Annotated in this window: 23 protein-coding genes; 22 read left to right on the forward strand and 1 reads right to left on the reverse strand. The window is 56.4% G+C overall.

Translation table 11 applies throughout. From position 1 onward, the window contains the following. The first annotated feature begins 210 nt into the window (after nt 1-210). The 22 genes from ilvI (at nt 211) to mutT (ending at nt 26,080) form a co-directional block, all read left to right on the forward strand. Nucleotides 211-1,935: an acetolactate synthase 3 large subunit gene (gene ilvI / locus ABLV30_RS02550; protein WP_025106489.1), complete on the forward strand. Its 1,725-nt coding sequence runs from the start codon at nt 211-213 to the stop codon at nt 1,933-1,935. Nucleotides 1,936-1,937: 2 nt separating this feature from the next. Beyond that, entirely contained in the window at nt 1,938-2,429 is a 492-nt protein-coding gene (ilvN, locus tag ABLV30_RS02555) for an acetolactate synthase small subunit (protein ID WP_004098573.1), read from the forward strand. Nucleotides 2,430-2,609: 180 nt separating this feature from the next. After that, on the forward strand, nt 2,610-3,614 hold the full coding sequence (gene cra, locus ABLV30_RS02560; RefSeq protein ID WP_004098577.1) for a catabolite repressor/activator: 1,005 nt from the start codon (nt 2,610-2,612) through the stop codon (nt 3,612-3,614). 626 nt (nt 3,615-4,240) lie between these two features. Beyond that, on the forward strand, nt 4,241-4,699 hold the full coding sequence (mraZ, locus tag ABLV30_RS02565) for a division/cell wall cluster transcriptional repressor MraZ (protein ID WP_009654608.1): 459 nt from the start codon (nt 4,241-4,243) through the stop codon (nt 4,697-4,699). 1 nt (nt 4,700) lies between these two features. Beyond that, on the forward strand, nt 4,701-5,642 hold the full coding sequence (gene rsmH, locus ABLV30_RS02570) for a 16S rRNA (cytosine(1402)-N(4))-methyltransferase RsmH (protein ID WP_004098579.1): 942 nt from the start codon (nt 4,701-4,703) through the stop codon (nt 5,640-5,642). After that, nucleotides 5,639-6,004, forward strand: coding sequence for a cell division protein FtsL (gene ftsL / locus ABLV30_RS02575; protein WP_002888550.1), 366 nt, complete (start codon nt 5,639-5,641; stop codon nt 6,002-6,004). The genes rsmH and ftsL overlap by 4 nt, the downstream gene beginning before the upstream one ends. Nucleotides 6,005-6,019: 15 nt before the next feature. Continuing rightward, on the forward strand, nt 6,020-7,786 hold the full coding sequence (locus ABLV30_RS02580; RefSeq protein ID WP_004098582.1) for a peptidoglycan glycosyltransferase FtsI: 1,767 nt from the start codon (nt 6,020-6,022) through the stop codon (nt 7,784-7,786). Continuing rightward, nucleotides 7,773-9,260 carry a UDP-N-acetylmuramoyl-L-alanyl-D-glutamate--2,6-diaminopimelate ligase gene (gene murE, locus ABLV30_RS02585; RefSeq protein WP_004098583.1) on the forward strand — a complete coding sequence of 496 codons (1,488 nt, stop codon included), beginning with the start codon at nt 7,773-7,775 and terminating at the stop codon, nt 9,258-9,260. The genes ABLV30_RS02580 and murE overlap by 14 nt, the downstream gene beginning before the upstream one ends. After that, nucleotides 9,257-10,615, forward strand: a complete 1,359-nt coding sequence (murF, locus tag ABLV30_RS02590; protein ID WP_163586168.1) for a UDP-N-acetylmuramoyl-tripeptide--D-alanyl-D-alanine ligase — start codon at nt 9,257-9,259, stop codon at nt 10,613-10,615. Before murE ends, murF begins: the two co-directional genes overlap by 4 nt. Next, nucleotides 10,609-11,691 (forward strand): phospho-N-acetylmuramoyl-pentapeptide-transferase, encoded by a 1,083-nt coding sequence (mraY, locus tag ABLV30_RS02595; protein ID WP_004098585.1) that lies wholly within the window; start codon nt 10,609-10,611, stop codon nt 11,689-11,691. Before murF ends, mraY begins: the two co-directional genes overlap by 7 nt. A 2-nt stretch (nt 11,692-11,693) precedes the next feature. After that, nucleotides 11,694-13,010, forward strand: coding sequence for a UDP-N-acetylmuramoyl-L-alanine--D-glutamate ligase (murD, locus tag ABLV30_RS02600; protein ID WP_025106491.1), 1,317 nt, complete (start codon nt 11,694-11,696; stop codon nt 13,008-13,010). Beyond that, nucleotides 13,010-14,269, forward strand: coding sequence for a cell division protein FtsW (gene ftsW, locus ABLV30_RS02605; protein ID WP_004098587.1), 1,260 nt, complete (start codon nt 13,010-13,012; stop codon nt 14,267-14,269). The genes murD and ftsW overlap by 1 nt, the downstream gene beginning before the upstream one ends. Further along, a complete protein-coding gene (murG, locus tag ABLV30_RS02610) occupies nt 14,266-15,336 on the forward strand; it encodes an undecaprenyldiphospho-muramoylpentapeptide beta-N-acetylglucosaminyltransferase (protein ID WP_014837405.1) in 1,071 nt (356 codons plus the stop codon). Before ftsW ends, murG begins: the two co-directional genes overlap by 4 nt. A gap of 47 nt (nt 15,337-15,383) precedes the next feature. Next, nucleotides 15,384-16,859, forward strand: coding sequence for a UDP-N-acetylmuramate--L-alanine ligase (gene murC / locus ABLV30_RS02615; protein ID WP_014227921.1), 1,476 nt, complete (start codon nt 15,384-15,386; stop codon nt 16,857-16,859). Further along, on the forward strand, nt 16,852-17,772 hold the full coding sequence (locus ABLV30_RS02620; RefSeq protein ID WP_046877801.1) for a D-alanine--D-alanine ligase: 921 nt from the start codon (nt 16,852-16,854) through the stop codon (nt 17,770-17,772). The genes murC and ABLV30_RS02620 overlap by 8 nt, the downstream gene beginning before the upstream one ends. Nucleotide 17,773: 1 nt before the next feature. Next, nucleotides 17,774-18,607: a cell division protein FtsQ gene (ftsQ, locus tag ABLV30_RS02625; protein WP_014227923.1), complete on the forward strand. Its 834-nt coding sequence runs from the start codon at nt 17,774-17,776 to the stop codon at nt 18,605-18,607. Further along, nucleotides 18,604-19,860 carry a cell division protein FtsA gene (gene ftsA, locus ABLV30_RS02630; RefSeq protein ID WP_004098594.1) on the forward strand — a complete coding sequence of 419 codons (1,257 nt, stop codon included), beginning with the start codon at nt 18,604-18,606 and terminating at the stop codon, nt 19,858-19,860. Before ftsQ ends, ftsA begins: the two co-directional genes overlap by 4 nt. A gap of 62 nt (nt 19,861-19,922) precedes the next feature. After that, nucleotides 19,923-21,074, forward strand: coding sequence for a cell division protein FtsZ (gene ftsZ, locus ABLV30_RS02635; RefSeq protein ID WP_004098597.1), 1,152 nt, complete (start codon nt 19,923-19,925; stop codon nt 21,072-21,074). Nucleotides 21,075-21,174: 100 nt separating this feature from the next. Then, complete coding sequence (lpxC, locus tag ABLV30_RS02640; protein ID WP_004098599.1) at nt 21,175-22,092, forward strand: UDP-3-O-acyl-N-acetylglucosamine deacetylase; 918 nt, start codon at nt 21,175-21,177, stop codon at nt 22,090-22,092. A 247-nt stretch (nt 22,093-22,339) separates the two neighbouring features. After that, a complete protein-coding gene (gene secM / locus ABLV30_RS02645) occupies nt 22,340-22,849 on the forward strand; it encodes a secA translation cis-regulator SecM (RefSeq protein WP_265801394.1) in 510 nt (169 codons plus the stop codon). 62 nt (nt 22,850-22,911) lie between these two features. After that, the gene (gene secA / locus ABLV30_RS02650) at nt 22,912-25,617 is read left to right on the forward strand and encodes a preprotein translocase subunit SecA (protein ID WP_004098603.1); all 2,706 of its coding nucleotides are present in this window, start codon (nt 22,912-22,914) and stop codon (nt 25,615-25,617) included. Between the two features lie 61 nt (nt 25,618-25,678). Next, complete coding sequence (gene mutT / locus ABLV30_RS02655) at nt 25,679-26,080, forward strand: 8-oxo-dGTP diphosphatase MutT (protein ID WP_025106494.1); 402 nt, start codon at nt 25,679-25,681, stop codon at nt 26,078-26,080. 56 nt (nt 26,081-26,136) lie between these two features. Here the strand turns inward: mutT and yacG are convergent, their stop codons facing one another. Next, nucleotides 26,137-26,331 carry a DNA gyrase inhibitor YacG gene (gene yacG, locus ABLV30_RS02660; protein WP_004098607.1) on the reverse strand — a complete coding sequence of 65 codons (195 nt, stop codon included), beginning with the start codon at nt 26,329-26,331 and terminating at the stop codon, nt 26,137-26,139. Nucleotides 26,332-26,334 lie beyond the last annotated feature (3 nt).

Here is a 26,334-nt window from a genome sequence, read left to right on the forward strand (position 1 = left end):
TTTCACCGTGTTTTAGCTGCGAACCTTTCTTTTATCCTTTTAATGCCTCTTAGGTGCCGACGGTCGCCAATTGCCTGCCCGTTAGCGAGCAGTTATGGTAACGGCATGCAGTCTATTCACCTCAGGACGAAGCTTTTGCGCTTCGTCTTGTGCGAGCGCGCGGAAATCGGATTCCGCTGTCGTTAAAAACTATAAGCCGGGAGGCAAACCATGGAGATGTTGTCAGGAGCCGAAATGGTCGTCCAGTCGCTGGTCGATCAGGGCGTCAAGCAGGTGTTCGGTTATCCCGGGGGCGCGGTCCTCGATATCTATGATGCGTTACATACCCTTGGCGGAATCGATCACGTACTGGTCCGCCATGAGCAAGCTGCCGTGCATATGGCGGATGGCCTTGCGCGCGCAACGGGCGAGGTCGGGGTAGTCCTGGTGACCTCGGGTCCGGGGGCGACTAACGCGATTACCGGCATTGCGACGGCTTATATGGATTCCATTCCGCTGGTGATTCTTTCCGGTCAGGTCGCGACGTCCTTAATTGGCTACGATGCTTTCCAGGAGTGCGACATGGTGGGGATCTCCCGACCGGTGGTAAAACACAGCTTTCTGGTTAAGCAAACCGAAGATATTCCCGGCGTGCTGAAAAAAGCGTTCTGGCTGGCGGCCAGCGGGCGTCCCGGCCCGGTCGTCGTGGATCTACCGAAAGATATTCTCAATCCGGCGAAAAAACTGCCGTACGCCTGGCCAGATACGGTCAGCATGCGCTCTTATAATCCGACGACGTCGGGTCATAAAGGGCAGATTAAACGTGCGCTGCAGACGCTGGTGGCGGCCAAAAAACCGGTGGTTTACGTCGGTGGCGGGGCAATAAACGCGCAGTGTGAACCGCAGCTATTTGCGCTGGTTGAGAAACTGAAGCTGCCGGTGGCGTCTTCGCTGATGGGGCTGGGCGCCTTCCCTGCCTCGCATCAGCAGGCGTTAGGGATGCTGGGCATGCATGGGACCTATGAAGCCAATATGACCATGCACCATTCCGACGTGATTTTCGCCGTTGGCGTGCGCTTCGACGATCGTACAACGAATAATCTGGCCAGGTACTGTCCGAACGCGACGGTGCTGCATATTGATATCGATCCCACTTCGATATCCAAGACCGTTCCTGCCGACGTGCCTATCGTTGGCGACGCCCGCCTGGTACTGGAACAGATGCTGGAACTGCTCGACCATGAAGAGACTCAGCAGCCGCTGGATGAAATCCGCGACTGGTGGCAGCAGATTGAGCAGTGGCGCGCGCGTCATTGCCTGCAGTACGACACGCAAAGCGGCAAGATTAAACCGCAGGCGGTAATTGAGACCATCTGGCGGCTGACGCACGGCGATGCGTACGTGACGTCCGATGTGGGTCAGCATCAGATGTTCGCGGCGCTTTATTATCCTTTCGACAAACCGCGGCGCTGGATCAACTCAGGTGGTCTGGGAACGATGGGATTTGGCCTTCCCGCCGCGCTGGGCGTGAAGATGGCGCTGCCGGAAGAAACGGTGATTTGCGTGACCGGCGATGGCAGCATCCAGATGAATATTCAGGAGCTCTCCACCGCGCTGCAGTACGAGCTGCCGGTGCTGGTGCTGAACCTCAATAACCGCTACCTCGGGATGGTGAAGCAGTGGCAGGATATGCTTTACTCTGGCCGTCATTCACAATCCTATATGGAGTCATTGCCTGATTTTGCTCGCGTCGCGGAAGCCTACGGCCACGTGGGGATTCGTATCAGCGACCCGCAGGAGCTGGAAGCGAAGCTCGCTGAGGCGCTGGAGCAGGTGCGTAATAATCGACTGGTTTTCGTTGATGTAACGGTTGACGGCAGTGAGCATGTATACCCCATGCAGATTCGCGGCGGCGGTATGGACGAGATGTGGCTGAGCAAAACGGAGAGGACCTGATTATGCGCCGGATATTATCAGTATTACTGGAGAACGAATCGGGCGCGCTATCCCGCGTGATCGGCCTCTTTTCACAGCGCGGTTATAATATTGAAAGCCTGACGGTTGCGCCGACGGACGATCCGACGTTATCCAGAATGACGATTCAAACCGTTGGCGATGAGAAAGCGATTGAGCAGATAGAAAAGCAGCTGCACAAGCTGGTAGACGTGCTGCGCGTTAACGAGCTCGGACAAGGCGCGCACGTTGAGCGTGAAATTATGCTGGTGAAGGTCCAGGCCAGCGGCTATGGACGCGATGAGGTCAAGCGCAATACGGAAATCTTCCGTGGGCAAATTATCGACGTCACGCCGTCTATCTATACCGTTCAGCTGGCGGGAACCAGCGATAAGCTGGATGCGTTTTTGGCTTCGCTGCGCGACGTGGCGCGAATTGTTGAAGTCGCCCGCTCGGGCGTAGTCGGATTGTCGCGCGGCGACAAAATCATGCGCTGAGCCGCTTAAACCGACGTAAAAATAGCCCGACACAGCCTGTCGGGCTATTTTTTTGCGAAATCGGTGGGAACTGTGGACTAAAGCGGTTGCTGCGCTTACTTTTCTGCGCTTAGATGTTATAAAAACGAATCCATACCTGAAGAATGGTTATGTTCTGTACTTATTACCCAAGGGGCAATTGTGAAACTGGATGAAATCGCCCGGCTGGCCGGTGTCTCGCGAACGACCGCTAGCTATGTGATTAATGGGAAAGCGAAGCAGTATCGCGTTAGCGATAAAACTGTTGAAAAGGTGATGGCGGTGGTTCGTGAGCACAACTATCATCCGAATGCGGTTGCTGCAGGCTTGCGTGCAGGACGTACGCGGTCCATTGGTCTGGTTATCCCGGACCTGGAAAACACCAGCTATACGCGCATCGCTAATTACCTGGAGCGTCAGGCGCGCCAGCGCGGCTATCAGCTATTGATCGCCTGCTCCGAGGATCAGCCGGATAACGAAATGCGCTGCATTGAGCATCTGCTGCAGCGTCAGGTCGACGCGATAATCGTTTCCACCTCATTACCGCCTGAACATCCGTTCTATCAGCGCTGGGCTAACGATCCGTTCCCGATTGTCGCGCTCGACCGCGCGCTCGATCGAGAGCACTTCACCAGCGTGGTGGGCGCCGATCAGGACGATGCTGAAATGCTCGGTGCGGAATTGCGTAAGTTTCCGGCTGAAACGGTGCTGTACCTTGGCGCGCTGCCGGAGCTTTCGGTGAGCTTCCTGCGCGAGCAGGGATTCCGTACGGCATGGAAGGACGATCCGCGAGAGGTGCATTTCCTCTATGCAAACAGCTACGAGCGCGAAGCCGCGGCGCAGCTCTTTGAAAAGTGGCTGGAAACGCATCCAATGCCTCAGGCGCTGTTTACGACTTCGTTTCCGCTGCTGCAGGGCGTGATGGACGTCACGCTGCGCCGGGAAGGGAAGCTGCCTTCCGAGCTGGCTATTGCCACTTTTGGCGATAATGAACTGCTGGATTTCCTCCAGTGTCCCGTTTTAGCCGTGGCCCAGCGCCACCGCGACGTGGCGGAGCGCGTGCTGGAGATCGTGCTCGCCAGCCTTGATGAACCGCGTAAGCCGAAACCAGGGTTAAGCCGTATCCGGCGCAATCTTTATCGTCGCGGCAGCCTGAATCGCCGCTAAGCGCGTGACCAGGATTATTCGTAGAGCATTCGCCAGACGGAGACGCGTCTGGCGATAATCCGCTGAGATGACGTAAAAATTGCAGGGTTAAGGATCTTTCAGACAAATCCTTAATCTTCCTGACATCTCTTTTAATTTTATTCTTCGTGCCATTTATTCCACGGTTTAATTAGCCCATAAAAGGATTAGCGTATTTATTTGTATTATTTTGTTACATTCAGCGGGTGAGTTGCTGAATTAACACTCATTTCCTCGCTATTATGGTAGCGATAAGCGCTGTACCCCGCAGTAAGAGTGCCTCTCCTGTGAAAACTGGTGCTGTTAACGGTCATCAGAATGGCCTAAAATGCCGCTCGCGTCGCAAACTGACACTTTATATTTTCCCTTCGAAGATATTTTGCTGCTTTAACTGTTACAAGTTTGTTGGTTGTTTTCTTACCGATATTCATAACGTTAATTTGCCTCGTTTGTTGGTTGATTTTTCCTCAGGGCGAATATCGGCTGTAAATAATGGGTTTTTGAGCTCTGTTGGCATCCGTGCTGGCTTGACAAGCTTTTCCTCCGCTCCGTAAACTCCTTCTTGTGGGAATTTGTGGGGTAAAGTGGCGAAAAGGGGTGAGGCTGGCATGTTCCGTGGGGCAACGTTAGTCAATCTCGACAGTAAAGGCCGTCTGGCCGTACCGACGCGCTACCGCGACGGGCTGATCGAGAACGCTTCCGGTCAATTGGTATGCACCATTGACATCCATCACCCGTGCCTGCTGCTTTACCCTTTGCCTGAATGGGAAATCATCGAGCAAAAATTATCGCGTTTATCGAGCATGAACCCCACCGAGCGGCGCGTACAGCGTTTGCTTCTGGGACATGCCAGCGAATGTCAGATGGATAGCGCCGGGAGGCTATTAATCGCCCCGGTGCTGCGGCAACACGCCGGGCTGACAAAAGAAGTGATGCTGGTCGGGCAGTTCAATAAGTTTGAGCTGTGGGACGAAACGACCTGGTATCAACGGGTCAAGGAAGATATCGACGCTGAGCAGTCCGCTTCCGGGGAACTGTCGGAGCGCCTGCAGGATTTGTCTTTGTAAAATGATGGAAAATTATAAACACACTACGGTACTTCTGGATGAAGCCGTTAACGGCCTGAATATTCGTCCTGACGGTATCTACATTGATGGTACCTTTGGCCGCGGCGGCCACTCGCGCCTGATTCTCTCCCAGCTGGGAGCGGAGGGACGCCTGCTGGCGATCGATCGCGACCCGCAGGCTATCGCCGTCGCGAAAACTATCGATGATCCCCGCTTTTCCATCGTTCATGGTCCTTTTTCTCAGCTGGCCGACTATGTTGGCGAGCGCAATCTAACCGGCAAGATCGACGGTATTCTGCTCGATCTTGGCGTCTCCTCACCGCAGCTGGATGACGCTGAACGTGGCTTCTCTTTTATGCGCGATGGTCCGCTGGATATGCGCATGGATCCGACGCGCGGCCAGTCAGCCGCTGAATGGCTACAAACCGCCGACGAAGCCGATATTGCCTGGGTCATCAAAACCTTCGGCGAAGAGCGCTTTGGTAAACGCATTGCCCGCGCCATCGTCGAACGCAACCGCGTGGAACCGATGACGCGTACCAAAGAGCTGGCGGAGGTCGTTGCGGCGGCGACGCCGGTGAAAGATAAATTCAAACATCCCGCGACCCGTACCTTCCAGGCGGTGCGCATTTGGGTGAACAGTGAACTGGAGGAGATAGAGCAGGCGCTAAAAAGCTCGCTCAGCGTGCTGGCCCCGGGCGGGCGGCTCTCAATCATCAGTTTCCACTCGCTGGAAGACCGTATTGTGAAACGCTTTATGCGCGAGCAAAGCCGTGGTCCGCAGGTTCCGGCAGGGTTACCGATGACCGAAGAGCAGCTTAAAAAACTGGGCGGCCGTGAGCTAAGAGCATTAGGCAAGTTGATGCCGGGCGAAAAAGAGGTAGCTGAAAATCCTCGTGCCCGTAGTTCAGTTCTGCGTATTGCAGAGAGGACGAACGCATGATCGGCAGAGTGACAGAAGCCCTAAGCAAGGTGAAAGGGTCGATAGGAAGCAACGAGCGCCATGCTTTGCCTGGCGTGATCGGAGACGACCTTCTGCGGTTTGGGAAGCTGCCACTCTGCCTGTTCATTTGCATCATTATTACGGCGATTACGGTGGTGACAACGGCGCACCATACTCGCCTCTTAACCGCGCAGCGCGAACAGCTGGTGCTGGAACGCGACGCGCTGGATATTGAATGGCGCAACCTGATCCTCGAAGAAAATGCTCTCGGCGATCACAGTCGGGTTGAGCGGATCGCGACCGAGAAGCTGCAGATGCAGCACGTCGATCCATCACAAGAAAATATCGTTGTACAGAAATAAGGATTATTGCGACGCATGAAAGCAGCGCCGAAAACGCCAAAAGCAAAACGTCAGGAAGAACAGGCCAACTTTATCAGTTGGCGTTTTGCGTTGCTGTGCGGCTGTATTCTGCTGGCGCTGGGCTTCCTGCTGGGCCGCGTGGCCTGGCTACAGGTGATTAGCCCGGACATGCTGGTACGCCAGGGCGATATGCGTTCTCTGCGCGTGCAGGAAGTCTCTACCGCGCGCGGAATGATAACCGATCGTTCCGGCCGCCCGCTGGCGGTGAGCGTGCCGGTAAAAGCTATCTGGGCTGACCCGAAAGAGCTGCATGAAGCCGGGGGCGTGACCCTGGACAACCGCTGGAAGGCGCTGGCCGATGCGCTGAATATGCCGCTGGATCAGCTGGCATCGCGCATCAATACCAATCCACGGATGCGTTTTATCTATCTGGCGCGTCAGGTGAACCCTGATATGGCCGACTACATCCGTAAATTGAAGCTGCCGGGGATTCATCTGCGGGAAGAGTCCCGCCGCTACTATCCGTCTGGCGAAGTAACCGCTCACCTCATTGGCTTCACTAACGTCGATAGCCAGGGGATTGAGGGCGTAGAGAAGAGCTTTGATAAGTGGCTTACCGGCCAGCCCGGCGAGCGTATCGTGCGTAAAGACCGCTATGGTCGGGTAATCGAAGATATTTCGTCCACCGATAGCCAGGCCGCGCATAACCTGGCGCTGAGCATTGACGAACGCCTGCAGGCGCTGGTGTATCGCGAGCTGAATAATGCGGTGGCGTTCAACAAAGCGGAGTCAGGTACCGCGGTTCTGGTCGACGTTAACACCGGCGAAGTGCTGGCGATGGCCAACAGCCCGTCGTACAACCCGAATAATTTCGCGGGTACCTCCAAAGATACGATGCGTAACCGCGCCATTACCGACGTGTTTGAGCCGGGTTCAACGGTGAAGCCGATGGTGGTGATGACGGCGCTTCAGCGCGGCATTGTTAACGAAAATACCGTACTGAACACCATTCCCTATCGAATTAACGGCCACGAAATCAAAGACGTGGCGCGCTACAGCGAATTGACCCTGACCGGGGTACTACAGAAGTCGAGTAACGTCGGTGTTTCTAAGCTGGCGTTAGCGATGCCGTCCTCAGCGTTAGTAGATACTTACTCACGTTTTGGACTCGGAAAAGCGACCAATTTGGGGTTGGTCGGAGAACGCAGTGGCTTATACCCTCAAAAACAACGGTGGTCTGACATAGAGAGGGCCACCTTTTCTTTCGGCTATGGGCTAATGGTAACCCCGTTACAGTTAGCGCGAGTCTACGCAACGATCGGCAGCTACGGCATCTATCGCCCGCTGTCGATTACCAAAGTTGATCCACCGGTTCCGGGCGAGCGCGTCTTCCCGGAATCACTCGTTCGTACCGTTGTTCATATGATGGAAAGCGTGGCGCTGCCCGGCGGCGGCGGCGTGAAGGCGGCGATCAAAGGCTATCGCATCGCCATTAAAACCGGTACGGCGAAAAAAGTAGGGCCCGACGGCCGCTACATCAACAAATACATTGCTTACACCGCAGGCGTTGCGCCCGCCAGCCATCCGCGCTTTGCGCTGGTGGTGGTGATCAACGATCCGCAGGCGGGTAAATACTACGGCGGCGCCGTTTCCGCGCCGGTCTTCGGTGCCATCATGGGCGGCGTACTGCGCACCATGAACATTGAACCGGATGCGCTGGCAACGGCTGAAAAAAGTGAATTAGTGATTAATCAAGGCGAGGGAACAGGTGGCAGATCGTAATTTGCGCGACCTTCTCGCTCCGTGGGTGCCAAATGCGCCGGAGCGAATTCTGCGAGAAATGACGCTGGACAGCCGGGTGGCTGCTTCTGGCGATCTTTTTATCGCGGTTTTAGGTCATCAGGCGGACGGGCGTCGTTATATCCCGCAGGCGATAGCGCAAGGTGTTGCTGCCATTATTGCTGAGGCCAAAGATGAGGCCCATGACGGCGAAATCCGTGAAATGCACGGTGTGCCGGTTATCTATCTGAGCCAACTCAACGAGCGCTTATCCGCGCTGGCCGGGCGTTTTTACCATCAGCCTTCGGAACAACTGCGCCTGGTGGGCGTCACCGGGACTAACGGCAAGACCACCACGACACAGCTGCTGGCGCAGTGGGCGCAGCTGCTGGGGGAAACCAGCGCGGTAATGGGAACCGTAGGCAATGGCCTGCTGGAGAAAGTTATCCCAACGGAAAACACCACCGGTTCGGCCGTTGATGTTCAACACGTACTCTCTGGCCTGGCAGGGCAGGGGGCGACGTTCGCCGCGATGGAAGTCTCTTCCCACGGGCTGGTGCAGCATCGCGTAGCCGCGCTGCAGTTTGCCGCCTCGGTCTTCACCAACCTGAGCCGCGATCACCTCGATTACCACGGTGATATGGAACATTACGAAGCGGCGAAATGGCTGCTCTACTCAACCCACCATTGCGGGCAGGCGATTGTTAATGCGGACGATGAAGTCGGTCGCCGCTGGCTGGCGAAGCTGCCGGATGCGGTTGCCGTATCGATGGAAGATCACATTAACCCGAACTGCCGGGGCCGCTGGCTCAAAGCGACCGCCGTGAGCTATCACGATAGCGGCGCCACCATTCAGTTTGCCTCCAGCTGGGGGAACGGCGAGATCGAAAGCCGCCTGATGGGCGCCTTTAACGTCAGCAATCTGCTGCTGGCCTTAGCCACCCTGCTGGCGCTGGGCTATCCGCTTGCCGATCTGCTGAAAACCGCCGCGCGCCTGCAGCCGGTATGCGGGCGTATGGAAGTGTTCGCCGCGCCGGGTAAACCGACCGTGGTCGTTGATTACGCCCACACGCCTGATGCGCTGGAAAAAGCGCTGCAGGCGGCGCGTCTGCACTGTCGCGGTAAACTGTGGTGCGTATTTGGCTGCGGCGGGGATCGCGACAAAGGCAAGCGCCCGCTGATGGGCGCTATCGCCGAAGAGTTTGCCGATATCGTGGTTGTCACCGACGACAACCCGCGCACCGAAGAGCCGCGGGCGATTATCAATGACATTCTGGCCGGCATGCTGGACGCGGGCCATGCCAGGGCGGTGGAAGGTCGTGCGGAAGCGGTCACTAATGCGGTGATGCAGGCGAAAGAAAACGACGTCGTTCTGGTGGCGGGCAAAGGCCACGAGGACTATCAAATCGTCGGCAATCGCCGACTCGATTACTCTGACCGCGTCACCGTAGCGCGTCTGCTGGGGGCGGTAGCATGATTCGCTTGACTCTCAGCCAGCTCGCCGGCATCACGCATGGCGAGCTGCACGGCCGCGATGTGGCGATTGATGACGTCACCTCCGATACCCGAAAAATCACGGCGGGCTGCCTGTTCGTGGCGCTAAAAGGCGAGCGCTTTGATGCGCATGACTTTGCCGAACAGGCGAAAGCTGCCGGCGCGGGCGCACTGTTGGTCAGCCGTCAGCTGGCCTGCGATCTACCGCAGGTGGTGGTGAAGGATACGCGTCTGGCGTTTGGCGAACTGGCCGCGTGGGTGCGTCAGCAGGTGCCGGCGCGCGTGGTCGCGCTGACCGGATCTTCCGGAAAAACCTCGGTTAAAGAGATGACCGCGGCGATTCTGAGCCAGTGCGGCAATACGCTGTATACCGCAGGTAACCTGAACAACGATATCGGCGTGCCGATGACGCTGCTGCGTCTCACCAAAGAACATGACTACGCGGTCATCGAGTTAGGCGCTAATCACCAGGGGGAAATTGCCTGGACCGTTAGTCTGACCCGTCCCGAAGCCGCGTTAGTGAATAACCTGGCCGCCGCGCACCTGGAAGGCTTTGGCTCTCTGGAAGGCGTGGCGAAAGCCAAGGGCGAAATTTACACCGGTCTACCGCTCAACGGCATCGCGATTATGAACGCCGACAATAATGACTGGCTGAACTGGCAAAGCGTGATTGGCGAGCGTAAAACCTGGCGTTTTTCGCCGAACGCCGCCCACAGTGATTTCACGGCAACCAACGTTCATGTGACCTCGCACGGGACTGAATTTACTCTGCAGACCCCAACGGGCAGCGTTGATGTACTGCTACCGCTGCCGGGGCGCCATAACATCGCCAACGCGCTGGCTGCCGCGGCGCTGTCAATGGCGGTGGGGGCGACGCATGAGGCGATCAAAGCGGGTCTGAAAGATCTGAAAGCGGTACCGGGGCGGTTATTCCCGATTCAGCTGACCGACAGCCAGCTGCTGCTGGATGATTCCTATAACGCCAACGTCGGCTCGCTGACCGCCGCGGTACAGGTGCTGTCTGAGATGCCGGGCTACCGGGTACTGGTCGTCGGCGATATGGCCGAACTCGGCGCGGAAAGCCAGGCGTGCCATCGTCAGGTGGGCGAAGCGGCAAAAGCGGCCGGGCTCGATCGCGTACTGAGCGTCGGTACGTTGAGCGCAGAGATCAGCGGCGCCAGCGGCGTTGGCGAACATTTTAGCGAGAAGGCCACGCTGGTGACCCGCCTGCGCGAGCTCACCGCAGAACATAAAATTATGACCATTTTAGTGAAGGGTTCACGTAGTGCCGCCATGGAAGTGGTAGTACGCGCATTACAGGAGAACGGAACATGTTAGTATGGCTGGCCGAACATTTGGTCAAATATTATTCAGGCTTTAACGTCTTTTCCTACCTGACGTTTCGCGCCATTGTCAGCCTGCTGACCGCGCTGTTCATCTCTCTGTGGATGGGCCCGCGCATGATCGCCCGTCTGCAAAAACTCTCCTTTGGCCAGGTTGTACGTAACGATGGCCCGGAATCTCACTTTAGTAAGCGCGGTACGCCGACCATGGGCGGGATCATGATCCTGACCGCCATTGTTGTCTCCGTTCTGCTGTGGGCCTATCCATCTAACCCCTACGTCTGGTGCGTGCTGACGGTACTGGTGGGCTACGGCATCATCGGCTTCGTTGATGACTACCGTAAAGTGGTTCGTAAAGATACCAAGGGTCTGATTGCCCGCTGGAAATACTTCTGGATGTCGGTGATTGCGCTGGGCGTCGCCTTTGCGCTGTATATGGCGGGTAAAGATACGCCGGCGACTCAGCTGGTGGTGCCGTTCTTTAAAGACGTGATGCCGCAGCTGGGCCTGTTCTACGTCCTGCTGGCCTATTTCGTTATCGTCGGGACCGGTAATGCGGTCAACCTGACCGACGGACTTGATGGGCTGGCGATTATGCCAACCGTATTCGTTGCCGCCGGCTTCGCGCTGGTTGCCTGGGCGACCGGGAACATGAATTTCGCCAACTACCTGCATATCCCTTATTTGCGTCACGCCGGTGAACTGGTGATCGTCTGTACAGCGATTGTCGGCGCGGGCCTGGGCTTCCTGTGGTTTAACACCTATCCGGCACAGGTCTTTATGGGCGATGTGGGTTCGCTGGCACTCGGCGGCGCGCTGGGGATTATCGCCGTGCTGCTGCGCCAGGAATTCCTGCTGGTGATTATGGGCGGTGTATTTGTGGTGGAAACGCTCTCGGTGATTCTGCAGGTCGGCTCCTTCAAGCTGCGCGGTCAGCGCATCTTCCGCATGGCGCCGATTCACCATCACTATGAACTGAAAGGCTGGCCGGAACCGCGCGTTATCGTGCGTTTCTGGATTATTTCGCTGATGCTGGTGCTGATTGGCCTGGCGACGCTGAAGGTACGTTAATCATGGCAGATTATCAGGGTAAAAAAGTCGTCATTATTGGGCTGGGTATGACCGGCCTGTCATGCGTGGACTTTTTCATGGCTCGCGGCGTGACGCCGCGGGTGATGGATACCCGCGTTGCGCCGGCGGGGCTGGATAAGCTGCCGGAAGCCGTTGAGCGCTATGTCGGCGGTCTGAACGAAGACTGGCTGTTGACGGCGGACCTGATTGTTGCCAGCCCTGGCATCGCGCTGGCGCATCCTTCCCTGAGCGCCGCGGCGGATGCGGGAGTAGAAATTGTCGGCGATATCGAACTGTTCTGCCGCGAGGCGCAGGCGCCGATTATTGCGATCACCGGTTCCAACGGTAAAAGCACCGTGACTTCCCTTGTGGGAGAAATGGCGAAAGCGGCGGGGTTGAACGTTGGCGTCGGGGGCAATATTGGCCTGCCGGCGCTGATGCTGCTGGATGCTGAGCGCGAACTCTATGTCCTGGAGCTTTCCAGCTTCCAGCTGGAAACCACCTCCAGCCTGCGGGCGGCCGCGGCGACGATCCTTAACGTCACCGAAGATCATATGGACCGCTATCCGCTGGGGCTTCAGCAGTACCGCGCCGCCAAACTGCGCGTTTATGAGAACGCCCGGGCCTGTATCGTTAATGCCGACGATGCGTTAACCATGCCGGTACGCGGCGCTGACGATCGCTGCATCAGCTTCGGCGTTGACGTTGGTGACTATCACCTGAACCGCCAGCAGGGAGAAACCTGGCTGCGCGTCAAAGGCGAGAAAGTGCTCAACGTCAAAGAGATGAAGATTAGCGGCCAGCATAACTACAGTAACGCGCTTGCGGCCCTGGCTCTGGCGGACGCGGCGGGTCTGCCGCGCGCCAGTAGCCTGAAAGCGCTGACCACATTCACCGGGCTGGCGCATCGTTTCCAACTGGTGCTGGAGCACAACGGCGTGCGCTGGATCAACGATTCTAAAGCCACCAACGTCGGCAGTACTGAAGCGGCGCTCAATGGACTGCATCTTGATGGAACGCTCTATCTGCTGCTGGGCGGCGATGGGAAATCCGCTGATTTCACGCCGTTAAGCCGTTACCTGACCGGCGACAACGTTCGCCTGTACTGCTTCGGCCGCGACGGCGCGCAGCTGGCGGCCCTTCGCCCGGACGTCGCCGTGCAAACGGAAACCATGGAGCAGGCGATGCGCCAGATTGCGCCGCAGGTTGTCGCGGGTGATATGGTGCTGCTGTCTCCCGCGTGCGCCAGCCTCGATCAGTTTAAAAACTTTGAACAACGCGGCGACATCTTTGCTCGCCTGGCGAAGGAGTTAGGTTGATGCGTTTATCACTCCCGCGCCTGAAAATGCCACGGCTGAGACTGCCGCGTCTGCCGGGAATGTTTATTTTCGCATGGCTGTTCGCCGCGCTGAAAGGCTGGGTGATGGGCTCGCGGCAAAAAGATACTGATAGCCTGGTGATGTATGACCGGATGCTGCTGTGGCTGACCTTTGGCCTGGCCGCAATCGGCTTCATTATGGTGACCTCGGCGTCGATGCCGGTAGGCCAGCGTCTGGCGAACGATCCGTTTCTGTTTGCCAAGCGCGATGGCTTATACATTCTGCTGGCGCTAGGGCTGGCGATGGTGACGCTGCGCCTGCCGATGGAGTTCTGGCAGCGCCACAGTACCGCGATGCTGATCGCCTCTATCGTCATGCTGCTGATTGTTCTGGTGGTCGGCAGCTCGGTTAACGGGGCGTCGCGCTGGATTGCGCTGGGGCCGCTGCGTATCCAGCCTGCGGAGTTTACCAAGCTGTCGCTGTTCTGCTACATCGCCAACTACCTCGTGCGTAAAGGCGACGAAGTGCGTAACAACCTGCGCGGCTTCTTAAAGCCGATGGGCGTGATTTTCGTACTGGCGATTTTACTGCTGGCGCAGCCTGACCTCGGTACCGTCGTCGTGCTGTTTGTGACCACCCTGGCCATGCTGTTCCTGGCGGGAGCCAAGCTGTGGCAGTTCATCGCCATTATCGGGATGGGGCTTTCGGCGGTCGTACTGCTGATTCTGGCTGAACCGTACCGTATCCGCCGCGTGACCTCTTTCTGGAACCCGTGGGAAGATCCGTTCGGCAGCGGCTACCAGCTAACCCAGTCGCTGATGGCCTTTGGTCGCGGCGAAATGTGGGGGCAGGGCCTGGGCAATTCGGTCCAGAAGCTGGAGTATTTGCCCGAGGCGCACACCGATTTCATCTTCGCCATTATCGGTGAAGAGCTCGGTTATATCGGTGTGGTACTCGCACTTTTAATGGTATTCTTCGTCGCTTTTCGCGCCATGTCCATTGGCCGCAAAGCGCTGGAGATTGACCACCGTTTCTCCGGATTTCTGGCCTGCGCCATTGGGATCTGGTTTAGCTTTCAGGCGCTGGTTAACGTCGGCGCGGCGGCGGGGATGCTGCCAACCAAAGGCCTGACGCTGCCGCTGATCAGTTACGGCGGTTCGAGCCTGCTGATTATGTCGACGGCGATCATGTTGCTGTTACGAATTGATTATGAAACGCGTCTGGAAAAAGCCCAGGCGTTTACACGGGGTGTTCGATGAGCGGTCAGGAAAAGCGCTTAATGGTGATGGCAGGCGGTACCGGCGGACACGTGTTCCCGGGACTGGCGGTTGCGCACCATTTAATGGACCAGGGCTGGCAGGTCCGCTGGCTGGGTACCGCGGATCGTATGGAAGCGGATTTAGTGCCGAAGCACGGCATTGAAATTGATTTCATTCAGATATCCGGCCTGCGCGGCAAGGGCCTGAAGGCGCAGATGCTGGCGCCGGTGCGTATTTTCAACGCCTGGCGTCAGGCGCGAGCGATTATGCAGCGTTTTCAGCCGGACGTGGTGCTGGGCATGGGCGGCTATGTTTCCGGACCCGGCGGTCTGGCGGCATGGTCGCTGGGGATCCCGGTTGTCCTGCATGAACAGAACGGGATTGCCGGCCTGACGAATAAATGGCTGGCGAAAATTGCCAAAAAGGTCATGCAGGCATTTCCCGGCGCTTTCCCGCATGCCGACGTTGTTGGCAACCCGGTTCGTACCGATGTGCTGGCGCTGCCGCTGCCGGAACAGCGGTTAGTCGGGCGTCAGGGGCCGATTCGCGTATTGGTCGTCGGCGGCTCGCAGGGCGCGCGCGTGCTCAATCAGACGATGCCGCAGGTGGCGGCGAAGCTGGGTTCTGCTGTCACCATCTGGCACCAGAGCGGTAAAGGGGGCCAGGAGAGCGTACAGCAGGCTTATTCCGACGCCGGCCAGCCGCAGCACAAAGTCACCGAATTTATTGACGACATGGCGGCGGCTTATGCCTGGGCCGATGTTGTCGTATGTCGTTCCGGGGCGCTGACGGTGAGCGAAATTGCCGCCGCGGGTTTACCGGCGCTGTTTGTGCCTTTTCAGCACAAAGATCGTCAGCAGTACTGGAATGCGCTGCCGTTAGAGAAGGCAGGGGCAGCGAAGATCCTTGAGCAGCCGCAGTTTACCGTGGAGGCCGTCGCGCAAACCTTGGCGGGTTGGGATCGCGAGACGCTGCTGGATATGGCGGAGCGAGCGCGCAGAGCCTCGATTCCGGACGCGACCGAACGGGTAGCAGAAGAAGTGAGCGCCGCAGCACTGGCGCGTTAATCGCGGTGATGATCACCGTCCGAATAAAGAAGTTGATGGCGTAAAGAATGAATACACAAGATCTGGCAAAACTGCGTTCCATAGTGCCCGAGATGCGTCGCGTCCGGCACATTCACTTTGTTGGCATTGGCGGTGCCGGCATGGGCGGTATTGCCGAAGTTCTGGCCAACGAAGGTTATCAGATTAGCGGCTCCGACCTGGCGCCGAATCCGGTGACCCAGCAGTTGACTCAGCTTGGCGCCACTATTTATTTCAACCATCGCCCTGAAAACGTGCGCGATGCGAGCGTTGTCGTGGTTTCCAGCGCGATTTCTGCGGATAACCCGGAAATCGTCGCCGCCCACGAAGCGCGTATTCCGGTTATTCGCCGCGCCGAGATGCTGGCGGAGCTGATGCGTTTTCGCCACGGTATTGCCATTGCCGGCACGCACGGAAAGACCACAACCACGGCGATGGTCTCGAGCATTTACGCTGAAGCCGGGCTGGATCCTACCTTCGTGAACGGTGGTCTGGTCAAAGCCGCTGGCGTGCACGCGCGCCTTGGCCATAGTCGTTACCTGATTGCCGAAGCGGACGAAAGCGACGCCTCGTTCCTGCATTTACAGCCGATGGTCGCTATCGTGACCAATATCGAAGCCGATCATATGGATACCTACCACGGCGACTTCGAAAACCTGAAGCAGACGTTTATTAACTTCCTGCACAATCTGCCGTTCTACGGACGCGCGGTGATGTGCGTGGACGATCCGGTGATTCGTGAACTGCTGCCGCGCGTTGGCCGCCAGCTCACCACCTACGGATTTAGCGATGATGCCGACGTTCGCGTGGAAGAGTATCGTCAGGTTGGCGCTCAGGGCCATTTCCGTCTGGTTCGCCAGGATAAAGAGGTCATTCAGGTGACGCTGAACGCACCGGGTCGCCACAACGCGCTGAACGCGGCGGCGGCGGTGGCCGTTGCCACGGAAGAGGGCATTGATGATGACGCTATTTTGCGCGCGCTGGAAAGCTTCCAGGGCACCGGCCGTCGCTTTGATTTCCTTGGCGAATACCCCTTAGCTGAAGTTAACGGTAAAGAGGGTACCGCGATGCTGATCGATGATTATGGTCATCATCCTACGGAAGTGGATGCCACCATCAAAGCGGCGCGAGCGGGCTGGCCGGATAAAAACCTGGTGATGCTGTTTCAGCCGCACCGTTTTACCCGTACGCGCGATCTGTACGATGATTTCGCCAACGTGCTGACCCAGGTTGACGCGCTGCTGATGCTGGACGTTTATTCCGCGGGCGAAGCCGCTATTCCTGGCGCCGACAGCCGCTCGCTGTGCCGTACGATTCGCGGCCGCGGTAAAGTCGACCCGATTCTGGTTTCCGACCCGGCGCAGGCGGCAGAGATGCTGGCTTCAGTATTGACCGGCAACGATCTGGTGCTGGTTCAGGGGGCGGGAAATATCGGTAAAATCGCCCGTCACCTGGCGGAAATCAAATTGCAGCCGCAAAAATCGCAGGAGGAGCGCCATGGCTGATAAAATCGCGGTCCTCTTTGGCGGAACCTCCGCTGAACGTGAAGTCTCTCTCAATTCAGGTTCGGCGGTGATCGCCGGCCTGCGCGAAGCCGGGGTCGATGCGCACCCGGTCGACCCGCGCGACGTGGATATTACCCAATTGAAAAATATGGGTTTTCAGAAAGCGTTTATTGCCTTGCACGGTCGCGGCGGTGAAGATGGTACGTTGCAGGGTCTGCTGGAGCTGATTCAACTCCCCTATACCGGCAGCGGCGTGATGGCTTCCGCTATCTCAATGGATAAGCTGCGCAGCAAACTGCTGTGGCAGGGCGCCGGGCTGCCGGTTGCGCCGTGGGTTGCGCTAACGCGTAAACAGTTTACCGCGGGGCTTTCCGCTGAGGTAGAACAGCAGATTTCCGCCCTCGGACTGCCGTTGATTGTTAAACCCAGTCGCGAAGGATCCAGCGTCGGTATGTCCAAAGTCAGCGAAAGTTGTGCATTACAAAATGCATTGGCGCTGGCTTTTCAGCATGATGACGAAGTTCTGATTGAAAAATGGCTCAGTGGGCCGGAATTTACCGTCGCTATCGTCGGAGAAGAAATTTTACCGTCAATACGTATCCAGGCGGCTGGAACCTTCTATGATTATGAAGCAAAGTATCTCTCTGATGAAACGCAATATTTCTGCCCTGGCCTGGAAGATTCCGCGCGCGAGGCAGAAATCCAGGCTCTGGTGCAAAAAGCCTGGGATAGTCTTGGCTGTTACGGCTGGGGGCGAATTGATGTGATGCTGGACAGCGATGGCCAGTTTTATCTGCTGGAAGCAAACACCTCTCCTGGCATGACCAGCCATAGCCTGGTGCCCATGGCGGCGCGTCAGGCAGGGATGAGCTTCTCGCAGCTTGTTGTACGAATTCTGGACCTGGCGGGGTGATATGTCGCAGGCTGCGCTGAATACGCGGAACCACGAAGAGGAAGACGAAACCTCTTCGCGTCGAAGTAATGGCTCTCGTCTGGCGGGTATCTTCTTCCTGCTGGCGGTGCTCTGTACCGTGCTGGTCAGCGGATGGATGGTTCTGGGCTGGATGGAAGATGCACAGCGGTTACCGCTGTCAAAGATGGTGGTCACCGGTGAGCGTCACTACACGCGCAACGATGATATCCGTCAGGCGATTCTGGCATTAGGGTCGCCGGGCACCTTTATGACGCAGGACGTCAACATTATTCAAAGCCAGATTGAACGTCTGCCGTGGATTAAGCAGGCGAGCGTCAGAAAGCAGTGGCCGGACGAATTGAAGATTCATCTGGTTGAATATGTGCCGATAGCGCGCTGGAATGATCAGCATATGGTAGACGTGGACGGAAATTCTTTCAGCGTGCCGTCAGATCGCACCAGTAAACAGAATTTACCGATGTTGTACGGCCCGGAAGGCAGTGAGAACGAAGTCCTTCAGGGATACCGCGACATGGGGCAGGTGCTGGCAAAGGATAAATTCACGTTGAAAGTAGCGGCAATGACCGCGCGTCGCTCCTGGCAGTTGACGCTTAATAACGACATTAAGCTCAACCTTGGCCGGGGTGACACCATGAAACGGCTTCAGCGCTTTATGGAACTCTACCCGGTTCTTCAGCAGCAGGCGCAGACCGACGGCAAACGGATAAGCTACGTTGATTTGCGTTATGACTCGGGAGCGGCAGTCGGTTGGGTACCGGCTCCTGTAGAGGAAACTCAACAACAACAGAATCAGGCACAGGCAGAACAACAATGATCAAGGCGACGGACAGAAAACTGGTAGTTGGACTGGAGATTGGCACCGCTAAGGTTGCCGCTTTAGTAGGGGAAGTTCTGCCCGACGGTATGATTAATATCATTGGCGTGGGCAGTTGCCCATCGCGTGGTATGGATAAAGGCGGAGTGAACGACCTGGAATCCGTGGTGAAATGCGTGCAGCGCGCCATTGACCAGGCCGAACTGATGGCGGATTGCCAGATCTCGTCAGTCTATCTGGCGCTTTCAGGCAAACATATCAGCTGTCAAAATGAAATCGGTATGGTGCCGATTTCTGAAGAAGAAGTGACGCAGGACGACGTAGAGAACGTGGTACATACCGCGAAATCGGTTCGCGTGCGCGACGAGCATCGCGTTCTGCACGTTATCCCGCAGGAGTACGCCATCGACTACCAGGAGGGGATTAAAAACCCCGTAGGACTGTCTGGCGTACGCATGCAGGCGAAAGTGCATTTGATTACCTGCCATAACGATATGGCAAAAAATATTGTCAAAGCGGTGGAACGTTGCGGTCTGAAAGTCGACCAGCTTATTTTCGCCGGTTTAGCCGCCAGCTATTCCGTATTAACGGAAGACGAACGTGAACTGGGTGTCTGCGTGGTGGATATCGGCGGTGGTACAATGGATATTGCGGTCTATACCGGCGGCGCGCTGCGTCATACCAAAGTGATCCCGTACGCGGGCAACGTGGTGACCAGCGATATTGCCTACGCTTTCGGTACGCCGCCGAGCGACGCAGAAGCCATTAAAGTGCGTCACGGCTGTGCGCTGGGTTCCATCGTTGGTAAAGACGAGAACGTGGAAGTCCCCAGCGTGGGCGGGCGTCCGCCTCGTAGTCTGCAGCGTCAGACGCTGGCCGAGGTGATTGAGCCACGTTATACCGAATTGCTCAACCTGGTGAATGAAGAGATCCTGCAGCTGCAGGAACAGCTCCGTCAACAAGGTGTGAAGCACCACCTGGCGGCTGGCATTGTATTAACCGGCGGTGCGGCGCAAATTGAAGGACTTGCCGCCTGTGCGCAGCGCGTATTCCATACGCAGGTGAGAATTGGCGCGCCGCTGAATATTACCGGATTAACGGATTATGCCCAGGAGCCGTATTACTCGACGGCGGTTGGGCTGCTGCACTACGGGAAGGAATCTCATCTCAGTGGTGAAGCAGAGGTGGAAAAACGCGTAACGGTCGGGTCGTGGATCAAACGACTCAACAGTTGGTTGCGAAAAGAGTTTTAATTTTTTAAGAGAACGCAGAAAATTAGCGTTCTCAGGCGACAGGCACAACGGAGAGAGAAATTATGTTTGAACCTATGGAACTGACCAACGACGCGGTGATTAAAGTCATCGGCGTCGGCGGCGGCGGCGGTAACGCCGTTGAGCACATGGTGCGCGAGCGCATTGAGGGTGTTGAATTTTTCGCGGTGAACACCGACGCGCAGGCTCTGCGCAAAACGGCTGTTGGCCAGACTATCCAGATCGGTAGCGGTATTACCAAAGGTCTGGGCGCAGGCGCAAACCCGGAAGTCGGCCGTAACGCGGCGGATGAAGACCGTGAAGCGCTGCGTGCCGCCCTTGACGGCGCCGATATGGTGTTTATCGCAGCCGGCATGGGCGGCGGTACCGGAACCGGTGCTGCGCCAGTGGTGGCTGAAGTTGCAAAAGATTTAGGTATCCTCACCGTTGCCGTGGTGACTAAGCCGTTCAATTTTGAAGGCAAGAAGCGCATGGCGTTCGCTGAGCAGGGCATCACCGAGCTGTCCAAGCATGTGGATTCGCTGATCACCATCCCGAACGACAAGCTGCTGAAGGTTCTCGGCCGCGGCATTTCTCTGCTCGACGCTTTCGGTGCGGCCAACGACGTGCTGAAAGGCGCGGTGCAGGGTATCGCTGAGCTGATCACCCGCCCAGGCCTGATGAACGTCGACTTTGCGGACGTGCGTACAGTGATGTCTGAAATGGGCTACGCCATGATGGGCTCCGGCGTGGCGAGCGGTGAAGACCGTGCGGAAGAAGCGGCTGAAATGGCGATCTCTTCTCCGCTGCTGGAAGATATCGATCTGTCCGGCGCGCGTGGCGTTCTGGTCAACATCACTGCGGGCTTCGACCTGCGTCTGGATGAGTTCGAGACCGTAGGTAACACTATCCGCGCATTTGCTTCGGATAACGCCACCGTGGTTATCGGTACCTCTCTGGACCCGGATATGAACGACGAGCTGCGCGTCACCGTCGTTGCTACCGGTATCGGTATGGACAAACGTCCGGAAATCACCCTGGTCACCAACAAACAGGTGCAGCAGCCGGTGATGGATCGTTACCAGCAGCACGGTATGTCTCCACTGACGCAAGAGCAGAAACCGGCCGCAAAAGTGGTCAACGACAATACGCCGCAGGCCGCGAAAGAGCCAGATTATCTGGATATTCCAGCCTTCCTGCGTAAGCAGGCCGATTAAGAATTGGCTGGAAGTTGGGCATCTGCGCTCTTTGTGCTAAACTGGCCTGCCGAATGTATAGTACACTTCGGTTGGATAGGTAACTTGGCGAGATTATACGATGATCAAACAAAGGACTCTTAAACGTATCGTTCAGGCGACTGGCGTCGGTTTGCATACCGGCAAGAAAGTCACCCTGACGTTACGCCCTGCGCCGGCAAATACCGGGGTCATCTATCGTCGCACCGACTTGAATCCACCGGTTGATTTTCCGGCTGATGCCAAATCTGTGCGTGATACCATGCTCTGTACTTGCCTGGTCAATGAGCATGACGTGCGGATATCGACGGTTGAGCACCTCAATGCCGCGCTGGCTGGCTTGGGTATCGACAACATTATTATTGAAGTCGATGCGCCGGAAGTCCCAATTATGGACGGTAGTGCGGCTCCGTTCGTTTATCTGTTGCTGGATGCCGGCATCGATGAACTGAACTGCGCTAAGAAATTTGTGCGTATCAAAGAGACAGTTCGCGTTGAAGATGGCGATAAATGGGCCGAATTCAAACCGTATAATGGTTTTTCACTGGACTTCACCATTGATTTTAACCATCCGGCGATTGACTCCAGCAGCCAGCGCTACGCAATGAACTTCTCGGCTGATGCGTTTATGCGCCAGATTAGCCGCGCGCGTACCTTCGGTTTTATGCGTGATATCGAATATCTGCAGTCCCGCGGCCTGTGCCTGGGCGGCAGCTTCGATTGTGCCATCGTTGTTGACGATTATCGCGTACTGAACGAAGACGGTTTGCGCTTTGAAGATGAGTTTGTCCGTCACAAAATGCTGGATGCCATTGGCGACCTCTTTATGTGTGGTCACAACATTATCGGCGCATTTACGGCGTACAAATCCGGTCACGCGTTGAATAACAAACTGCTGCAGGCTGTTCTGGCAAAACAGGAAGCCTGGGAGTATGTGACCTTCGAGGACGACGCAGAAATGCCGCTGGCGTTCCGCGCCCCGACGCTGGTTCTGGCATAAGTCAGACCCGGCAGTAAATTCGACTGGTAACCTGGTACTCTCTCCGGCCAGGGAGCCAGTCGTTTTCTTTTTTATATTCCCGCTGAGTCCTGCTTTGATTTTTAACTGCATTTTTTGCGCGTTCGTTCCTTTTTTAAACGTTTTTCCCCCGCCTGAGACCTCATTCCTGCTGCCGTGACGGCGTATTAATGTTAGTATTTGGACGCAAAATATTTCTTAGGGTTGCTACCAACAAAAGGTAACGTAAGTGAGTGGATTGCTGACGCGCTGGCGACAGTTTGGCAGACGGTATTTCTGGCCGCATCTCCTGTTGGGGATGGTCGCGGCTAGCCTCGGCCTGCCTGCGCTTAGCAATGGTCATGAGCATGAGACCGCGTCACCCACTAAAACGACGTCCAGCAACCATAATCCTGCTAAAGTTAATTTTTCTCAGCTAGCGCTGCTGGAATCTTCCAGTCGTCGGCCCAATTTCACGGTTGATTACTGGCATCAGCACGCCATTCGTACGGTCATTCGCCACCTCTCTTTTGCGATGGCCCCGCAGGCGCTGCCGGTAGCGGAAGAGTCTTCACCGCTTCAGGCGCAGCATCTGGCCCTTCTCGACACGCTTAGCGCGCTGTTGACGCAGGAGAGTAAACCTCCGGCCATTGTTCATCTGGCGGCATATAACCCCTCTATTTCCCACTGCGCGTTTCGCGTCTGTACCTGGATTAGCCAGGTGGCCGGCATACGCGCAGGGCCTCAACGTCTCAGCTAAACCAAAAACGGACCATTCTATTTTTTTGTGACTCCGCACCGCGGGGCGTTTGAGATTTTATTATGCTAATCAAATTATTAACTAAAGTATTCGGTAGTCGTAACGACCGTACGCTGCGTCGTATGCGCAAAGCCGTCAACGTGATCAACGCCATGGAACCGTCCATGGAAAAACTGTCCGACGACGAACTGAAAGGGAAAACCGCTGAGTTCCGCGCTCGCCTGGAAAAAGGCGAAGCCCTGGAGAGCCTGATCCCGGAAGCCTTTGCCGTCGTGCGTGAAGCCAGTAAACGCGTCTTCGGCATGCGTCACTTTGACGTTCAGCTGCTGGGCGGCATGGTTCTCAACGACCGCTGTATTGCAGAAATGCGTACCGGTGAAGGTAAAACGCTGACCGCAACTCTGCCTGCCTATCTGAATGCGCTGACCGGTAAAGGCGTTCACGTGGTGACCGTCAACGACTATCTGGCGCAGCGTGATGCCGAGAACAACCGCCCGCTGTTTGAATTCCTGGGGATGACCGTTGGCATTAACATGTCCGGCCTGCCTGCGCCGGCCAAGCGTGAAGCCTACGCAGCCGATATTACTTACGGTACCAACAACGAATACGGCTTTGACTATCTGCGCGACAATATGGCCTTCAGTCCTGAAGAGCGCGTACAGCGCAAACTGCACTATGCGCTGGTGGATGAAGTCGACTCCATTCTGATCGATGAAGCGCGTACCCCGCTTATTATTTCCGGCCCGGCTGAAGACAGCTCGGAAATGTATAAGAAGGTGAACAAGATCATTCCGCACCTGGTGCGTCAGGATAAAGAAGACTCCGAGACCTTTACCGGCGAAGGGCACTTCTCCGTCGATGAGAAAGCGCGTCAGGTAAACCTGACCGAACGCGGCCTGGTGTTGATTGAAGAGCTGCTGGTGAATGAAGGTATTATGGAAGAAGGCGAGTCGCTGTACTCACCGACCAATATCATGCTGATGCACCACGTGACCGCCGCGCTGCGCGCGCATGTGCTGTTCACCCGCGATGTTGATTACATCGTGAAAGATGGCGAAGTGATCATCGTCGACGAACACACCGGCCGTACGATGCAGGGGCGCCGCTGGTCCGATGGCCTGCACCAGGCCGTTGAAGCGAAAGAAGGCGTTGATATTCAGAACGAGAACCAGACGCTGGCTTCAATTACCTTCCAGAACTATTTCCGCCTGTACGAGAAGCTGGCAGGGATGACCGGTACCGCCGATACCGAAGCGTTTGAATTTAGCTCAATCTATAAGCTGGATACCGTTGTGGTTCCGACCAACCGTCCGATGATTCGTAAAGACATGGCGGACCTGGTCTATATGACCGAAGCGGAAAAAATTCAGGCCATTATCGAAGATATTAAGCAGCGTACCGCCGCGGGTCAGCCGGTGCTGGTGGGTACCATTTCTATCGAAAAATCAGAAGTGGTCTCTAATGAATTAACGAAGGCGGGCATCAAGCACAACGTGCTGAACGCGAAATTCCACGCCAGCGAAGCGGACATCGTTGCGCAGGCGGGCTATCCGTCTGCGGTAACCATTGCGACCAACATGGCCGGCCGTGGTACCGACATTATGCTTGGCGGTAGCTGGCAGGCCGAGGTCGCCCAGCTGGAAGACCCGACTCCAGAACAGATTGCGCAGATCAAAGCCGACTGGCAGGTTCGTCACGATGCGGTACTGGCTGCGGGCGGTTTGCATATCATCGGCACCGAACGCCATGAATCCCGCCGTATTGATAACCAGCTCCGCGGTCGTTCAGGCCGTCAGGGGGACGCCGGTTCTTCCCGTTTCTATCTGTCGATGGAAGATGCCCTGATGCGTATCTTCGCGTCTGACCGCGTGTCCGGCATGATGCGTAAACTGGGTATGAAGCCGGGTGAGGCTATCGAGCATCCGTGGGTGACCAAAGCGATTGCCAACGCGCAGCGTAAAGTCGAGAGCCGCAACTTCGATATTCGTAAGCAGCTGCTGGAATATGACGATGTGGCTAACGATCAGCGTCGCGCTATTTACACCCAGCGTAATGAGCTGCTCGACGTGACCGACGTGAGCGAGACGATTAACAGCATTCGTGAAGACGTATTTAAAGCGACCATCGATGCCCATATTCCTCCGCAGTCTCTGGAAGAGATGTGGGATATTGAAGGCCTGCAGGAGCGTCTGAAAAATGACTTCGACCTCGAGCTGCCGCTCAAAGAGTGGCTGGATAAAGAGCCGGAGCTTCATGAAGAAACGCTGCGTGAGCGCATTCTGCAGAGCGCCATTGAAACCTATCAGCGTAAGGAAGAAGTGGTTGGCGCTGAGATGATGCGTCACTTTGAAAAAGGCGTCATGCTGCAAACGCTGGACTCCCTGTGGAAAGAGCACCTGGCGGCGATGGACTACCTGCGTCAGGGGATCCACCTGCGCGGCTATGCGCAGAAAGATCCGAAGCAGGAATATAAGCGTGAATCTTTCTCCATGTTCGCTTCAATGCTGGAATCCCTGAAATATGAAGTGATCAGTACCCTGAGCAAAGTTCAGGTGCGGATGCCGGAAGAGGTTGAGGCGATGGAGCAGCAGCGTCGTGAAGAAGCTGAGCGTCTGGCGCAGATGCAGCAGCTGAGCCATCAGGACGATGATAGCGCAGCCGCGGCCGCGCTGGCTGAACAAACCGGCGAGCGTAAAGTGGGTCGTAACGATCCTTGCCCGTGCGGTTCTGGCAAAAAATACAAGCAGTGCCACGGTCGCCTGAGCTAAGCTTTTACAATATTGAATACCAGGGCGCAGATATCTGCGCCTTTTTTATGGAATGAAGACAATGAAAACGCTGCAAATTTCAGTGGGTATTATCCGTAATTCGCAAGGGGAGATTTTTATCACTCAGCGGGCCGCCGATGCGCATATGGCGAACAAGCTTGAATTCCCGGGCGGTAAAATTGAAGAGAGCGAGTCGTCCGAACAGGCCTTAGTACGCGAGCTGCAGGAAGAGGTCGGCATTACAGCCAAAGCTTACAGCCTGTTTGATAAGCTGGAGTACCAGTTTCCCGATCGCCATATCACGCTATGGTTCTGGCTGGTGAACAGCTGGGAAGGCGAGCCGTGGGGGAAAGAAGGGCAGCCGGGCCGCTGGATTGCGCAGAGCGCGCTCGTTGCTGAGGATTTTCCGCCGGCAAACGAACCCGTCATTACGAAGTTAATTCAAGGTTCTCTGATCGGGTAGGGGGCGCCTGCATCCGGCAAATCAGGGCGGGCCTGTACATGCCCGCCCGAAATCCGTTACTCTTTTTCTTCGCTCCAGCCGTCGCTATCTGACAGATCGCTGCTGCTTGGGATACGTTTCTCTTCCGCTGCCCATTCGCCTAAATCGATAAGCTGACAGCGTTTGGAGCAGAACGGGCGATGCGGGCTCTGCTCATTCCAGACTACAATTTTGCCGCAGGTTGGGCAGTTGACGGTTATCTCTTCTGACATATT

The organism is Klebsiella sp. CN_Kp113 (assembly GCF_040064585.1).
Lineage (GTDB): Bacteria > Pseudomonadota > Gammaproteobacteria > Enterobacterales > Enterobacteriaceae > Klebsiella > Klebsiella michiganensis.